At 42.9% G+C, this 13945-nt stretch carries 28 protein-coding genes and 1 tRNA gene; 3 read left to right on the top strand and 26 right to left on the bottom strand.

Going from position 1 to position 13945, the window contains the following annotated elements; translation table 11 throughout:
- Positions 1-2 precede the first annotated feature (2 nt).
- The 8 genes from ACMVDV_RS07035 to ACMVDV_RS07070 are packed head-to-tail and all read right to left on the bottom strand — an operon-like array spanning position 3 to position 2628.
- Positions 3-302 (bottom strand): hypothetical protein, encoded by a 300-nt coding sequence (locus ACMVDV_RS07035; protein ID WP_416157655.1) that lies wholly within the window; start codon positions 300-302, stop codon positions 3-5.
- A gap of 10 nt (positions 303-312) precedes the next feature.
- Positions 313-525 (bottom strand): hypothetical protein, encoded by a 213-nt coding sequence (locus ACMVDV_RS07040; protein ID WP_416157656.1) that lies wholly within the window; start codon positions 523-525, stop codon positions 313-315.
- The gene (locus ACMVDV_RS07045; RefSeq protein WP_416157657.1) at positions 512-838 is read right to left on the bottom strand and encodes a DUF2730 family protein; all 327 of its coding nucleotides are present in this window, start codon (positions 836-838) and stop codon (positions 512-514) included. The genes ACMVDV_RS07040 and ACMVDV_RS07045 overlap by 14 nt, the downstream gene beginning before the upstream one ends.
- A 1-nt stretch (position 839) precedes the next feature.
- On the bottom strand, positions 840-1061 hold the full coding sequence (locus ACMVDV_RS07050) for a TraR/DksA C4-type zinc finger protein (RefSeq protein ID WP_416157658.1): 222 nt from the start codon (positions 1059-1061) through the stop codon (positions 840-842).
- Entirely contained in the window at positions 1058-1504 is a 447-nt protein-coding gene (locus ACMVDV_RS07055) for a 3TM-type holin (RefSeq protein WP_416157659.1), read from the bottom strand. Before ACMVDV_RS07055 ends, ACMVDV_RS07050 begins: the two co-directional genes overlap by 4 nt.
- Positions 1494-1775 carry a hypothetical protein gene (locus ACMVDV_RS07060; RefSeq protein WP_416157660.1) on the bottom strand — a complete coding sequence of 94 codons (282 nt, stop codon included), beginning with the start codon at positions 1773-1775 and terminating at the stop codon, positions 1494-1496. The genes ACMVDV_RS07055 and ACMVDV_RS07060 overlap by 11 nt, the downstream gene beginning before the upstream one ends.
- A complete protein-coding gene (locus tag ACMVDV_RS07065) occupies positions 1765-2028 on the bottom strand; it encodes a hypothetical protein (protein WP_416157661.1) in 264 nt (87 codons plus the stop codon). Before ACMVDV_RS07065 ends, ACMVDV_RS07060 begins: the two co-directional genes overlap by 11 nt.
- Positions 2029-2628, bottom strand: coding sequence for a glycoside hydrolase family 108 protein (locus tag ACMVDV_RS07070; protein WP_416157662.1), 600 nt, complete (start codon positions 2626-2628; stop codon positions 2029-2031).
- Between the two features lie 167 nt (positions 2629-2795).
- Between ACMVDV_RS07070 and ACMVDV_RS07075 the strand changes: the two genes are divergently transcribed.
- Entirely contained in the window at positions 2796-3212 is a 417-nt protein-coding gene (locus ACMVDV_RS07075; protein ID WP_416157663.1) for a DUF4124 domain-containing protein, read from the top strand.
- Between the two features lie 49 nt (positions 3213-3261).
- Here ACMVDV_RS07075 and ACMVDV_RS07080 read toward each other — a convergent pair whose 3' ends face one another.
- The 18 genes from ACMVDV_RS07080 to ACMVDV_RS07165 all read right to left on the bottom strand — a co-directional run bounded on the left by ACMVDV_RS07080 (position 3262) and on the right by ACMVDV_RS07165 (position 12212).
- On the bottom strand, positions 3262-3501 hold the full coding sequence (locus ACMVDV_RS07080) for a hypothetical protein (protein WP_416157664.1): 240 nt from the start codon (positions 3499-3501) through the stop codon (positions 3262-3264).
- 4 nt (positions 3502-3505) lie between these two features.
- Positions 3506-3799, bottom strand: a complete 294-nt coding sequence (locus ACMVDV_RS07085) for a hypothetical protein (protein WP_416157665.1) — start codon at positions 3797-3799, stop codon at positions 3506-3508.
- Positions 3796-4065 (bottom strand): hypothetical protein, encoded by a 270-nt coding sequence (locus tag ACMVDV_RS07090; RefSeq protein ID WP_416157666.1) that lies wholly within the window; start codon positions 4063-4065, stop codon positions 3796-3798. Before ACMVDV_RS07090 ends, ACMVDV_RS07085 begins: the two co-directional genes overlap by 4 nt.
- A 29-nt stretch (positions 4066-4094) precedes the next feature.
- Complete coding sequence (locus ACMVDV_RS07095; protein WP_416157667.1) at positions 4095-4631, bottom strand: hypothetical protein; 537 nt, start codon at positions 4629-4631, stop codon at positions 4095-4097.
- Positions 4621-4953 (bottom strand): hypothetical protein, encoded by a 333-nt coding sequence (locus ACMVDV_RS07100; RefSeq protein WP_416157668.1) that lies wholly within the window; start codon positions 4951-4953, stop codon positions 4621-4623. The genes ACMVDV_RS07095 and ACMVDV_RS07100 overlap by 11 nt, the downstream gene beginning before the upstream one ends.
- A complete protein-coding gene (locus ACMVDV_RS07105; RefSeq protein WP_416157669.1) occupies positions 4953-5369 on the bottom strand; it encodes a Mor transcription activator family protein in 417 nt (138 codons plus the stop codon). The genes ACMVDV_RS07100 and ACMVDV_RS07105 overlap by 1 nt, the downstream gene beginning before the upstream one ends.
- Complete coding sequence (locus ACMVDV_RS07110) at positions 5366-5710, bottom strand: hypothetical protein (protein WP_416157670.1); 345 nt, start codon at positions 5708-5710, stop codon at positions 5366-5368. The genes ACMVDV_RS07105 and ACMVDV_RS07110 overlap by 4 nt, the downstream gene beginning before the upstream one ends.
- Complete coding sequence (locus ACMVDV_RS07115) at positions 5707-6204, bottom strand: hypothetical protein (RefSeq protein ID WP_416157671.1); 498 nt, start codon at positions 6202-6204, stop codon at positions 5707-5709. Before ACMVDV_RS07115 ends, ACMVDV_RS07110 begins: the two co-directional genes overlap by 4 nt.
- Entirely contained in the window at positions 6176-6787 is a 612-nt protein-coding gene (locus ACMVDV_RS07120; protein WP_416157672.1) for a gp16 family protein, read from the bottom strand. The genes ACMVDV_RS07115 and ACMVDV_RS07120 overlap by 29 nt, the downstream gene beginning before the upstream one ends.
- A complete protein-coding gene (locus ACMVDV_RS07125; RefSeq protein ID WP_416157673.1) occupies positions 6780-6959 on the bottom strand; it encodes a hypothetical protein in 180 nt (59 codons plus the stop codon). The genes ACMVDV_RS07120 and ACMVDV_RS07125 overlap by 8 nt, the downstream gene beginning before the upstream one ends.
- A 104-nt stretch (positions 6960-7063) precedes the next feature.
- The gene (locus ACMVDV_RS07130; RefSeq protein ID WP_416157674.1) at positions 7064-7249 is read right to left on the bottom strand and encodes a hypothetical protein; all 186 of its coding nucleotides are present in this window, start codon (positions 7247-7249) and stop codon (positions 7064-7066) included.
- A gap of 12 nt (positions 7250-7261) precedes the next feature.
- Complete coding sequence (locus tag ACMVDV_RS07135; RefSeq protein ID WP_416157675.1) at positions 7262-7864, bottom strand: DUF3164 family protein; 603 nt, start codon at positions 7862-7864, stop codon at positions 7262-7264.
- A 6-nt stretch (positions 7865-7870) separates the two neighbouring features.
- Positions 7871-8077, bottom strand: coding sequence for a hypothetical protein (locus tag ACMVDV_RS07140; protein WP_416157676.1), 207 nt, complete (start codon positions 8075-8077; stop codon positions 7871-7873).
- A 2-nt stretch (positions 8078-8079) separates the two neighbouring features.
- Positions 8080-8409 (bottom strand): helix-turn-helix domain-containing protein, encoded by a 330-nt coding sequence (locus ACMVDV_RS07145; protein WP_416157677.1) that lies wholly within the window; start codon positions 8407-8409, stop codon positions 8080-8082.
- Positions 8396-8998: a hypothetical protein gene (locus ACMVDV_RS07150; protein WP_416157678.1), complete on the bottom strand. Its 603-nt coding sequence runs from the start codon at positions 8996-8998 to the stop codon at positions 8396-8398. Before ACMVDV_RS07150 ends, ACMVDV_RS07145 begins: the two co-directional genes overlap by 14 nt.
- A gap of 9 nt (positions 8999-9007) precedes the next feature.
- On the bottom strand, positions 9008-9721 hold the full coding sequence (locus tag ACMVDV_RS07155; protein ID WP_138561784.1) for an AAA family ATPase: 714 nt from the start codon (positions 9719-9721) through the stop codon (positions 9008-9010).
- Positions 9722-9732: 11 nt separating this feature from the next.
- Positions 9733-11943: a Mu transposase C-terminal domain-containing protein gene (locus ACMVDV_RS07160; protein ID WP_416157679.1), complete on the bottom strand. Its 2211-nt coding sequence runs from the start codon at positions 11941-11943 to the stop codon at positions 9733-9735.
- Positions 11943-12212: a helix-turn-helix domain-containing protein gene (locus ACMVDV_RS07165; protein WP_416157680.1), complete on the bottom strand. Its 270-nt coding sequence runs from the start codon at positions 12210-12212 to the stop codon at positions 11943-11945. Before ACMVDV_RS07165 ends, ACMVDV_RS07160 begins: the two co-directional genes overlap by 1 nt.
- A 289-nt stretch (positions 12213-12501) precedes the next feature.
- On the opposite strand from ACMVDV_RS07165, the gene ACMVDV_RS07170 reads away from it, so the two are divergent.
- Positions 12502-13128, top strand: a complete 627-nt coding sequence (locus ACMVDV_RS07170; RefSeq protein ID WP_416157681.1) for a helix-turn-helix domain-containing protein — start codon at positions 12502-12504, stop codon at positions 13126-13128.
- Between the two features lie 721 nt (positions 13129-13849).
- Positions 13850-13926 (top strand) — tRNA-Asn (locus ACMVDV_RS07175).
- The last annotated feature ends 19 nt before the right edge of the window (positions 13927-13945 follow it).

Genomic DNA, 13945 nt, shown 5'->3' on the forward strand with positions numbered 1-13945 from the left:
GGTTAACCTCGTGGCCCTGGGCGTTTAATGCCAGGAACAACACTTATGCCCTCAGCGACGTCTATGCCTGCTTGCGTAATACGGGCAACCCATGTGTTTTCTGTGAGTTTATCGAGTGTTATATAGCCGTTTTGCTCTAACCAATTGAGTAAGGTTTTAAGCTGATCGCGACTGCAACCTAGTGCATAGCGCTGAAGTACATCGGCTAGCATGCTGGTGTTAGCGCCAAAATCGGCGGATTCTTTTAGCGTTATAAGTATGCTAATTCGTTGGTGTTCTGCTTGAACTTGTAACATTGCCATGGTGTTTTTCCTATGGGTGGGGCTTAAGGGCTGGCACGGTTTCTTCTACTGGTTCGCTGCAACGCATGCATCGAAACAATGTGTAATCTGTAATGCCATTATCAAAATCGTCGGTGGTGACAACCTGAGCTGGTATATTTTGATAACCAGCCTCGGTTTTATCTGTGTCTGTTAGTACGGTTATTGCTGCGCCGCATTGGCACTTGTCGTTAACTATCGCCATTTCGCGTGCCTCTGAGTTCGTTTTCCATTAATAGATCCGTTAAGCGTTTTAGGTCTGCAAGCTGAGGGTTTAGCCCGTCGATTTTGCCGCTTACTTCAATCAAACGTTTATCTAGTTCGTGTAAGTCTTCTGTGTTGGGCAAGTCTTCAATGGTTTTCTCGACAGCACTTAAACGGCTTTCTAACGATTTATAACCTATTTCATGCAAGGCTTTTGTTACAAAGGTACTGCGCAACCATGCCAACGCACCAGCCCCCACGATGGCAATACCTACGGTTAGAAAGGCTTTGTACCACTCCAAAATAAAATCCATGCTACGTCCTATAGTGCTGTTGTTTAATTTCAATGAGTGATTGGCACTCAACACATGTACTACAGTTTTTAACTGCTTTACGCCGTGCTGCGGGTATGTCAATGCCGCACTCTTGGCAGTGCATAAACTCAGCCCCTGGTTTATTTGATTTTTCTCGATGCATGGATAGCGCAGCATCTAACAGGTGTTGTTCTATTTTTTGCGCGTCGTCAAATTTGCTCAATTTGGTTTCCTTACTTTTTCAATTACGTTTTTAAAACTTTGCTTAAAGCCTGGCGTTGCCTTTTCAACGGTGCGGCCAATAACATAACCGCCGATGCCTAATTGCAGTAAGTCCCATGCCTGTGCTGATAAGCGAAACGCCAACCAGCCAAATGAGTCAAAGCACACCAACACTAAAAACGTCAACATGGTGATTGGCCGCCAGTTTCGTTGTAACCAGCTTTCGCCTTTGGCCTCGGCGGTAATAATTTGCGATTGCGCCTCTAGCACTTTGCCTTGTAGCTCGACAATTTTGCCCTCAAGCTCTAGCACTTGGCTTTGGGCTGCGTTTTCAATGCGCTTAAGTTCGTTGGTAACGGCTAAGCGTTCTTCGTCGCTAGTAAAGAGGTTGTCAATCAACTTGGTGACAGGCTCGACCACGTTAAACCAGTTGCTAATTGCCATTTACTTGCTCCTCACCAAACTTTAATTGTCGCTTGCGCTCGTTGGTAATTTCTTTTTGCAACGCCTGCCAAACCTGTTTAGTCTTTGGATTTTGACTTAACATCGTGTTAGTTAATGACTCCGGATGTTGCGGGTTATACTTTTTACCGGTTGCCTCTTCATACTTCGGTTTAACAACATGTGTTTCAAGTTCACTAAACACTAAAGCAAGGGCAAGTTCTTTTATTACAGTTCGTTGAGCTGGGGTAAGTGGCTTTACTTTAGCGACCATTGAGTTCTCCAAAACGTTTTTTGAGGGCTTCGCGGGCGTTTTTAAAGCTTTGTTGGCCGTCTACGCGTAGCTGTATATCGATGGCTCTGACTGATTGCCAGCCTTTGTTGAAATAGCTTTGCATAGTGCCGCAGTGGCTATGCAGGGGGATTTTGCGCGGATCGAATGGCATGTTATGCATGCGCGCATCTACCTCTTGCTCCATGCGCTTCTCGCGGCCTTTTTGATATGACCACTCCCAATTGCTGCCCATTTAATGCACCTCTAACAGCTGTTTAACAGCGTATTCAGAGGCATGAGCCAAGCGGTTATACCAGCCTTCTAGGTTTGGTTTCTGACTTGGGTCATTCGCGCAAATACGGGCGTACTTGCGACCACGATTCACGCTGAGCAATACGGTTAGGCTAAGTGCTGGGCGCTCTACGATAGCGGCTAAGGTTTTTGGCCCCATGCGACCATCGGGCTTTGAGTTAACTAATCGCTGGGTTAATTGGGTCATGGCGGGTGCGCCGTGCTGTACTGCACCATCGAGCAGCATAAAATCAACACCTTCGTGGACTTGCTCGCAGTACATAGCACGCCAATAGTCACGGTGATAAAGTCTTACAGCATGGGCAAGGGTTAGATTTTCAATGTCTAGGTTTGGGTATGCGCGCTGGCTTATGCCGTATTTTGTAAGTCCGCCACGGTCTGAGGCTATATCGTTTAACCCGCCGTCACTGCGTAAGCCGCCCTCTAAGTACAAAATAGCTAATATACACTGGGCAAATTTAAGCGAGTACGGGGCAAGCGCCGCTTGTATTTCTGGCGATTGTTTAAAGTAATTTAAGTTGTGGGGATCAAATACGAACATACCGAAAAGCCTTGTTGTTTTTCGGTATTGTGGGGGGTTGTGCTTAGGTGTTGGCCGTGCGGTGTTTCGGGAAAGTTTATCTAAAAAGTAGACAGCCGCAGTAAAGTTTTTTATGGTACTGCAACTTTGCTTTTTTCGCTAGTCACACATTTAAAAGGACTTAATTTATGAAATACCTTGGCCTTGTTTTAACTGCGCTATTACCACTTTCAAGCCATGCTGCAATTTACAAATGTATCATTGACGATGTGCCCACGTTTAGCCAAACACCGTGCAGCCCCGACGCTGAGAAGCTTAATATTAAAGACGACAAATCAGCTAAGTCGAATGGGGTAAGTGATGAATTATTAAAGCAATGTTCTGACCTGGCGCTAAAAACTGGCGGGTGGCGTGACCCTCATTCATTTGTTGTTTTATCTCATGAACACCAATGGCGTAGTGACGCTAGCGGCGCTAGGCAAGTATTAGCAATGCAGGTTAATGCTAAAAATGGGTATGGGGGTTATGGGGATTCAAAACCATTTAATTGCTTTTTAAACCATAATGGTACGAGTTTAAGCTCTGTTCAACACTGGATTAATTAAGCAATAAAAAAGCCGCATCATGCGGCTTTTTTATTGGAAGTTTAACTTTTTATTTCTCATTTAATGGCTTGTACTCTACATGACCTTTAAGCAGTTCAGCTAAATCTTTATCTCTGGTAATCATTTGACCTGGTGTTAATTCAGTGTTTTCAATGATTGTGTAACCGTCATACTTGAACTCATTTCCATAGAGAATACTTGCTTTTGCTTTGAGTTTTATAAATGCCTCAGAACCACAATAAAGCTTGTTTTTATGCTGAGTATCACTCGTTCTTTCCTCATCTTGCATCTGATTAACTCCTTTTTATTACGGCTGTTTTATCATAGGGTAACATGGCAATGATTTCATCAACTGACGGCGTTTTAATTTCTCTATTCATTTCCCTAATTAATAACTCCGGTTTATCTAGTTCATGTGTATATACATTGCGACCAAGAGTGCCGCTTAATGCATTTACATAAACTTCAATGGGACAACACAGCATTTCTTGAGTTAGCTGAAATGCAGCAATACTTGCAGTGTTTACATGCCCCCACCACTTAGTATTACCTAACTCAATCGCTTGCTCTTTAGTTAATTGTTTCATTTTGAATCCCCTATTTCTTTTTTAAACCTTGCCCAATCTAACTCTTTAACCTGTTCTATTTGGGCGTTTAGTGCGTTGAGTCGCTTTAGAGCGCGGTTTAAGTTTTGCTGTGGCACTTGATTTAACTTGGCTGATATTGGCTCACTTATTCCTCTACATAAACAGTCATACACACCAGCTTTTATGGATTCACTTTTCAAACGTGTTATCTCTATGAGTGCGGCAACACGCTCTGGTGATTCTTTACCTTTAATTAATGCGTACATTTCACATCACTTATCTGATTTGGTTTTAACTAGTATTCTTTGCAGCAAGGTAGCTTTAATGCATCTTTACGCATTTTTACAGCATCTTTTGGCGGATAACCCCAAATATTTGAACCATCGGTTCTAAAACCTTTAAAGGCTAACAGCCTAATATCAATTTGTTCTCCAGTTTTAATATAAGCATAAAAATCCTCAACCAAGTTTCTTAACGTACCACCATGATGAAAACCTCGCCACTCGCCTTTATACGCTACATAAATACGGCGTCGTGTATATTCATCAACAAACCAAACCTTGCCTTTAGCATCTTTTTCCATGGTTGCTATTGTGCCTTTATGATCAAAGAACTTACGCCCATAGCTTGCGATGATTTTTATTAACTGGTTAATGTGATCAACTCGCTCACATTGAATTGGTGCTGCTAACTCATAGTAAGTGTCATTTCCACACTTAGGGCAAACATAAGTATAAGCAAAAGAAAATTCAGGATCTTTTTTCTGCTTCATTTCACTCTCTGTTCCAGTCCATTTGCATGCTGATTCTGAACATTCAATTCTATTTTTCATCTGTGTACTCATTTAACTTTTGTTGTAGTTCGGTAATGCCTTTTAGTAACTCATTTGGCTTATGGATAAGCATAAACTCTAGGTCTTTCGAGCTGGTACTTGCAAGCGCTGCGGGCGTTTTAGCTATCAGTGGTGCGCCTACTTCATCTATGAACTTGCGTTCGTCTTGCATTACATGCAGCTGTACTTGTATATCTGTATTAGCTGACTGCAACGTCCCCAGTAGTACGTAGTTGTCAGGGTGATTACCGCTAAGCATATCGGTTATTAATTCTTCTACGCAGTCGGCAGCAGTTGCGGCCATTTTGATTGCTTCACTCATTAGAATAAACTCCTTTGGCGGCGCTGGGTTTCTACCGCGCGTTGGTGTTGGATGATCTCGGCTATACGTCGCTCTGTTAGGCCAAATTTAATAGCCAGGGCTTCAACGTTATTACCGCGATACTCTTGCCATATTTGTATATCGCGCAGCGCGGCTTTTAGCCGTTGGTCGGTAGGTATGTACACATCGCGGCCACCGAAGTAATGGCCAATTGCTAGGGTGATTGACTCGCCAATGAGTTGAGGTTCATTCACTTTGGCTTTGTTTAATTCTGCTTCAATGAGCAGCGCTAGCGATTGCAGGTTACTCGGCCAGCGTTTACGTACTTCGGCTGCATCCTCAGTAGATAGCTTGCTTAGGCAGTCTTGCAGCTGCTCTACGCTTTCACCAAACAGCTCTGATTGTTGCTCGCTCATAAACCACCTCGGTTATATCTCATTGTTAAAAATGAAAGTTCATTATTAAAATCGTTGAGTTCATCACGGGTTGAATGTTCAGCATCAAAAACTTTCATCGGATCTTTTTTCATTAATTTGAGTGCGGCTTTTTCTTGGTTTGCTAACTCTTCAAATTCACTGATTCTTTTTTCATATTCGCCTGATCGCAATATTTCAGTAGCCTTACTTCTTACTTCTGAAATTGTTGAAGTAGCATTTATAAATTCCTCTGATAGCTGGGCTGCTTTTTGAGCTTTAAGCGTTAAACGCTTTTGCTCTTTTTCTAATGCTTGCATTACAAGCTTTTGGCCTAATCTCATTTGTCCTCCTTATTTACTTTTGCGCCGTAGCGGCTCATTTGTTCTAAATAGGCTTGGTGGTTTTGCTGCTCACTCATTTCTAAGCCCTGGCGTTTTACTTCCATACTGCGGCTACGTTCTGCGGCGCTTGGCTGCACTATTTGCTCTAGTGAGGTGGTGAGCACTTGTTTTAAGTAGTTATGGTTTGCAAGCGGCTTGATGTTTGGTTGGCCTACTCGCTTTGCCATAATTGAATTAGTGGTTTGCTCCATGGCATGGCCCAGTGCTGCTACGTTCTCGGTTAGTACGAGTACTTCACGGGCTAGTTTTACTGCGCGTGTGGCGCTTAAGTCCTGCTTTGCTGGGCGAAACAGGGCTAAGTAACCGACCAATGCCTGGGCTGTGCGTTTGTTGATGTTGGCAACGATGCTTAATAGCTCTTTGCCTGCGTCGTCTTGCACTAGTTGATCTAGGCTTAGGTGGCTTTTACACACGGGGCAACGGGTTAATTTCATTGGTGCTGATCTCAAATATGTCGCATACCGCTGGGTATGATTTATGGGGTACGGTGCTAAGTGGTATTGGCCGTGCGTAAGTTTGCGTTGTTATTTCGTCAAAAAACGCTTCATACGCTTGCATGCCGTTTGTTTTTAGGTGCGCGATCATTTCGCGTTTGTGCCATTTTTTAAGCGGCTCTAGCACTTTTATTGCCTGTGTGAGCGTTAAAAAATGGGTGTGGTAACTGACGTTCCCCCCCACTTTTGCGCGGTTTAACATGCGGTTTACGTAGCTGTCTAGGGCGGTTTCTGAGCCATCACGTACAAAACCTTGTTTGTGCATAGTGATCCAAATAGCGCGAATTTTGTTTATTTCTCCATGTTGCTTTGGAGATGATTTAGGGCTTAAACGGCGCTTAGCCTTGGCTTTAAACCCTGCTTTTTTAAAGTGATCAAAGACTTGGTTTAGCTCGGGTAGGCTCATTTGGCTGCATGACGTTTTACCCGCTGAGCCAAGTAATGCGGCGCGGTAGGTGTCATCGTCTAGCCCTAGCTGCCCTTTTGCTATATGAATGAGCTGTATCAGCTTTGCTTTAGTCATTTTTAAACTCTTCTAACTGCTCGCGTAGTGCTAAGTAACCTTGACCGATGTCGGCGGCTTCTTGGGCTGTAAATGCACTGGTGTCTACTGCTAGCTTGTGTGAGCACTCTAAGAATTTAACTAGGGCAGCAAGCTGCTTTAGCTCTAATTCTGGTTTTACGATATAGGCCATGTGACCTCCTTTTGTTGTTTGTTGTTTGCTGTTTATCGAAGTGCTTTTAGCTTTAGTTAAAACACTTTGATAAAAAGCCGCATCCATGCGCGCTTTTGGGTTACTTAACTGGGTTGTGATATGCCTTTTTGCACTGGTGGGTTGATGCCAACCAGCTGGCTTTGCACTACAAATGTGATGTTTTGAAACACAAAGTTGATATTTACTGGCTCTTTGCTTTTAGCTACAAGGGTTACAACTGCTTGTAGGTCGCTGTGTTCGTTTACTTGAATTGTTGGTTTAACTTCCATGGTTAGTGCTCCTTACAGCTTGGCTATATCAAGTGATATTGCGCGTTCTTGCTCGCCTACGGTTTCGTAAAAACGAATAAAGCGGGTTGAGTCTATGACTTGAATTGCATCGGCTATGATGTCCATGGCACGCTGCCATTTACCGCTGTCGTCGGTGATTTTAAGGCGGCGTAGCCCTAGCACTTTTTGCACTGAAACCTTGCCTTTCTTGTCCGTGGCAAAGGTTTGCTCAATAATAAGCTTCAAGTTTTCGTTAGCGTTTGCGCTCCACTCGTTTAGGCACTCGTCTATTAACTCTTTTGCTACTAGTAGCTCTGGGCCAAGCTCAATGCTTTCTTGCACTTGTAGCGTTACTTTTTGCTTGTGATCAAAACTGCGTAGTGTGACGTTGCCCTTTTTACCGCCCATTTCTACTGCGTACTCTTGGGCTAGTAAGCCCATGAATGCGTCAAACTCGCTCATTTGCTGCTTTTTAAACTCAGCAAGGGCTTGGCTTTGCGCCTTGGCTAGTTCAATCGCTGTTTGCACAAATTCATGACGAATTATGTCTGCTGGGCGGATGCCCTTGATAGGCACTTGTTGGCCTTTATGATTAATTAAAAAATCTTGTGGCATGGTGGTTTATCCTTCTATAAACATGATGATTTGGCCGTGTAATTTTGCTGGGCGAACTTGCCGCGTTAGCCCGTTTTTGGTTTCGGTTATTACTGGTAAATGAGCTGGGGCTTTGCCTACTACTTCGATTACATGGCGGCTAAAGCCTTTGTGTGAGCTGATAACTTGCAGCCCTTGTTTTTGTAGCTCTTTTAGTGTGTTGCGTAGTTCCATTGTTATTTACTCCCGCATATTTTTGAGTGGGGGCAACCGTTACGGCATGCTCTATAAAGCGCTACACGCACATGATTGGTTGCTGCAAATTTTCTAGATTGATGCTCTATGCATACGTTTACTGGTATGTCGTCTAAGATTGGGCAATTAACTACAAACGCCATAAATACGCCCTCTACACGTTGCTGTATTACGTGTGTAGAGGCTTTGTATTTGTCGTTTACAACTTGGCTAACCGTTGCTTTACTGACACCGAGTTTTTCAGCTACAGCACGCATCCCTTGCTTTGCTATTTCTTCCTTTAAAACGTCTAACCAATTATTGGTAGTCATGTGCCTCTCCTAGCTTTACAGGGGCCATTTGCACGGGTTTACGTGTTACTGACTTGAATTTGACTAATTTATTTGTATTGGCATCAAAAACGCCTTTGGTTTTAGGGATTGGCCGCTTGGGGCCTGTATTTTTAAGCATGCGGTAAATAGTTGTCTCCCCTGCTCGCTCTATTAATGAGCCTGAACGCGGAGCATTTTTTACAACAAATATGTACCCTACTTTTTTAAGTATTGAGATATATGAGCGAGCTGATGACAACGACACATTAGCGGTACTTGCCACTTGGCCTGCGTCAAATTCGTTTAAGATCCGCATTGATTGCCACATACGTTGTCTCCCTGAGTTTTTGTTTTTGTCACCACTGTTTACAGGCTGTTCAAACGGGTTATAACTGGCATTTAAAATGCTGTAGTTAATGTCCTCGTGATCAACATGTTCAGCAATTGCATTTGCTGCGACTAAGCGCTTTGCAAAGGCTTTTAGGCTGTCTAATGTGGTGTGCTGTACTGCGTCGCGCACTTGCTGCAATGAAAATCGTTTTAGGATTTTCATTGCTTGCCATGCGTCTTGTAATTGTTGGCGGCTCACTGGTTTCTCCTACGCTTTTTTAAGGAAAAATTCTTTTGAGCCCCACTGCTGTAGGTCGATACTGGTTAAGCCGTTAGCCAGTGCAAATGCCTCTACTTTTGAAAGCCCTGTGATGATGCGACGTACTTCGCCATCGGTGTCACTCAGTAGCTGTTTTAATAAGTCGTCTTGGATAGTGAGCGTTGGCTCTATGACTGCATTAACGATGATTTGTAAGTCTTCAAACTGGGTGGGCATGAACTCTAACCACTCGCTGATACGGCTATAAAACTGCTTATGCCGTTGCAATTTACGGCGCACTGCTTCCATGCCAATTAACACTACTGGGCAGCTGGTTAAGTCGTGTATATCGCGTACACTTTCTAGGGCTTCTTTGTCGTTTAATAAGTAGTCTGCCTCGTCTATAAACAAGGTGCGTGGGTTTATAGACGTTGCCATGCTTTCAATGATGTAATTGAGCATGCCCTCTTTAGTGTGGATATCAGGGCCGCTTAGTTCTTTGACTATCTGGCGTAATAGCTGGGCTAATGTCATACCTGATGTAGCACGGATGTAGATGCCGTTACAGCGGTTTACCAGCCATGCCGTAGCGGTGGTTTTACCTAGTCCTGGCTCACCGTAAATTAAACCAATCCCAGGCACGCCATACGCGCGCTGAGTAAGCGATTCAACCATTAATTGTGTGGCTACTACATTACTTACGATTGCGATTTTGGTTTTCATGGTTTATTCCTTTACTGTTTGTGTAATTGAGTTGGTGCAGCGGGTGCTGCGTTCATTTCTGTTAAAAGGTCATCTAGTCGTGCTGATAAGGCACGGTTTTGCTGCTCCCACGTATTAAGCCAGCCTGCATCTACATCACTTAACTGATTAGTTAAGCGCTGTTTTTTGTGGTACATGGCTTTATCACGGGTGTTATTGAATAACGGTGTTGGGTTTACATTGGCTGCGGCGGCTTCGCTTTCTAGCTGCTTACGGCGCTTTTCAAACTCGCTTAATTGCTCGTCGCTGTAGGTTGTGACAGGCTTGCTATCAAGTGCTTTTATAGCTGACTGGGTAATGACATTAGTGTGCTCAACTGATTGCTTAGGCAGTGTTGCCAGTGCTTTATTTTTGGTTGTGTAATGGCTGAGTACTTCGTTTGCTATATCTGATACATTTACTGATTTAGCGGTCTTTTTAAGCTCTTTTAGCTTGCGTGATGTTTCCGCTGCTTGGCTACGTTTTGCATGCTGTGCTACGTCTTGACGGGTCATACCAGCTGATTCGATTTCGTGGTCTGTTGCGATACAAATAAACTCGTTATTCATGCGATTAAATACGTAAATACGGCCTACATTTTTAGGGTCCCATTTGCACAGCACTTCATCGCCTACTATTGCGCCAAGCTCAGGGGCAATATAGAACCCGCCACTTAACTTAATCCCCTCTTTACCAACTTTTCGTAGACCACGATTTGATGGTACTGGCTGTAGCATTACATCGAGTAAGCGCTCGTCTTTGATCACTTTGATTTGGTCGCGGCTTGCTGCGAATAAATCGAACGGTGTTTTATTTCCTATGTTGCTGTGCGGTTTGTGGTGATAACGGCTGTCGATCCAGTTATCTACAAACGCTTGCAGCTGCTGCGCGGTCATGTTGATTTCAATGGCTGATTTATCTTTACCTTGCTTTGCTAATAGGCGCTGTGCAAAAGTTTTGCGCGCTTCGATTGCTTGGCGTTCTGATACGTTGTGACCGATATAACCTGTTAATAGCTCTGCTATATCGTGCGAGAAGGTTTTGAAAAAACGCTCTATATATGGCTTTTCTTCACCACTAAACGGGTTTGTTGTTTCGTGCTTTATGTCGAGTGCATCGAACACGCTGGTAATTTGAATTGAGGTGTAATCATTCCCGTTATCTGTGCGAGCAATTTCGGGAATACCCCAATCAAGTATTGCTTTGCGGATAACTAAACAAATACCGGTGCTGTCGCTGGTTGGATGAATAACAACTTTTGCACGGCGCGTACAAACGTCGATAATGCCGATCAACGAATGACGGCCATCAACGAGCATTACGTCAGTCGGGGTTGAATCGAATTCCCACAACTGGTTAATACGCGTAATGTTTTCGTCCATTTTACCCATCGCAGACATAAACTTGTTTTTCCAAGCATCTGGGTTTGCCATTTTGGTATAGAGCGCGCTGTTTTCGCGCTTCCAACGTGTTAGCCATTCACGGATTGTGGTTTCTGCTGGGATAGCTTTACCCTGGCTGTAAAAACGAGCTATTAGCCCCTCTTTTACTTGGGTGGCTTTTACGTGCGGGTATTGGTAAATCATAGCGATGCAAAAATCGCTAAGCTCTGGATCAGAGTCGATGATTGATTTACCTGAGCGCTTAATTTTTACAGCAAGTCCTGCAATGCCTTTCTGTTGCACTGTTTTTTGCCAGCGGATCAATGTGATGCGAGAAACAGAAGGTATTAAGCTTTTGTACTCTGCTGGAATATCTAACATGCCTTGGTTATAGCGCTCACTGAACAAGTCAAAACCAGCAACTTTTGCAAGGTTATTCGCACTTACAAAGTTCTCAGCTGCTTTTAAAATGTGATTTTTCGCACTTGCTTTAGGCGGTATGTTATCAAGCCCTGCTAACTGCTTTAGGTGCGCGTGCTTTTGCTGCGTTGCTTGCTCTTGATTAAAGCGATCACTTTGTTCATTTACAGCAAGATAGGCTTTTCCGGCTTCGGCTGCTGGGCTGGCTGTTTCTTTAAGTATTGCCTCTTTCAACTGCACACATATGTGTGCAGGAAGATCAGCAAGTGCATACTTGCGTACTTTCCCACCTCGACCTTTTATTTCAGTAAAGGGCCAATTCTCATTTTTTGCTTTAATTTGAATGCTGCGCTTATTAACGAGCATATATGCTGCAATTTGATGTGCTGTGTATAGTTCCATTACACACTCCTTTTGTTACTGCGACGTCCAGCTTTACGATTTGGCTTACCATCGTTACCATAGCGCTCAGGCCATATTTCAAAGGCGCTCACGCCAATAACTTCGGCAATAATTTTTTCAACTAATGGGTAGGGCCTATGCAGTGCAGTTTGCACAGCATTAGACGCATAGCCGCGACTAAATGAAAGTTGCCGACATGACCAACCTTCGCTCTCTAGTGCTGCTTTTATTTCTGTTACCGTCCAGCCTGGACGATCTGCACTTTCCATTTATGCACCTTAACATGTGTATTTTGTATTCATGCACACAAATATACGCATACAAAATTGTGCATACAAGGTTTATTTGCACAATTTTGTGTGCATAGTAGTTAAGCGATTGATTGTTAAGACTATTTATTTTTAACTTTGATTGGATTGACAGGATCGCGCTTCGCGCTTTAAAAGTGCGAAAGGATCGCAGTTCGAAATACACCGAACTGTGTTTTTTATTTTGTATGCACTGAAATGTGTGTTTAAATAATTATTATGTACACCTTTTGGCAAATTATTAACGGGTATGGCTGCATTCAATCAGTATTTAAAAGCGCTTAGAGAACGCAAGTTTCTGGACATCGGCACTGTTGCTGAGCGCACAGGAGTGCATCGTAATACTCAATCAAAGTATGAAGATAGTCGCGACCCAAATTTTGATTACCTAGTTGAGTTTGCATCTATAGTTGAAGTACCGCTCGATGAAATTCTAATAAAACGTTTAGAAGACTCAAAAGCATCAGAGGATGCTATCAATAAGGCGTTAAAGGCGTTACAGCCTGGTGAAAGAGGCTATTACGAAATAAAATCAGTTAATGAGCCAAGCGTGACTTACAACGTAGCAAGTGAATTGATGCAAGTAAAAATTACTGAAGTTTCACATAAGCTTATACCTATTGGGGCAACTATTTTTATCAATACAAACTCAAAATCTATTGATGCAAATAGCATGTATGCGTTTCTAAACCCTATGAATGCTGAGCACTTCGCTGCAAAGCTGGTACTTACAGCAACAAAGCTGAAATTAGTATTTGATAGCGCTGAGCGTAAAGACCTGGTCTTTAGCGTTGAAGGCGGCGAGACTGAATCGCACTATATTTTAAAAACGTTGGGGCTTTTGGGTAAAATTGTAAAAGCTGAGCTTATCTTTTAATTTATCAATGTAAGCCGTGTTTATCGCGGTTTCGCACTTGAAATTATCATTTTTTCGCACTTTTTAAGATCGCACTTAATTTTACTTAAACTGGGCTTAAACCCTTATTTCTCCCGCGTTTTCCCATCTATTCTTATCTATTCCCTGTTTATCATTTAGATCTGTTAGTTACACAAACAGCTCAAAAAACATACTTAGCCCTTGTACCAATGAGCTACTGACTTTATTTGGATACCAACCCAGATCGAAAAACAAACACTAACCAATTGAAATAAAATAATAAATAAGAATCACATTACTATCGCAGTTAGTGTTACGACAACAAATTAAGCAGCAAGATCTCCACCTAATTTAGTTTTCAGCGCTTTTCATTCAGGGCAGATTAAATACACAGGTAAATTTAATCTGCGTGAGTTTGCAACTTTAACCACGTGCGTTAAAAAAGCGTATTTCATAAACTTATTCGTACAAAAGTACATAAATGCTCACTTTTTATAATTTACAGTACAGTCAACTTGACTGTTTAGTAACCTTGAAAAGTCGCAGTTTGATAAAACATCACGATCTAAAACAGTAAAATAAGGATAAAAAAAGCTACAAAACAGCCAGATCGAACATAAAAACATCGAACAGACTGCTTTTTTTTGTTTATCCGGTTTTATGTGTTGACACTTTGCAGCGCGGTCATTAATATTTCGCCCCGTTGAAAGGCACATACGCTTCCCCCTTAGCTCAGTTGGTTAGAGCGACGGACTGTTAATCCGCAGGTCCCCCGTTCGAGTCGGGGAGGGGGAGCCAATCTTTTCAACCATAAACG

Origin of the sequence: Pseudoalteromonas sp. ASV78, from assembly GCF_047806705.1 — a bacterium.
Classification (GTDB): Bacteria; Pseudomonadota; Gammaproteobacteria; order Enterobacterales; family Alteromonadaceae; genus Pseudoalteromonas; species Pseudoalteromonas prydzensis_A.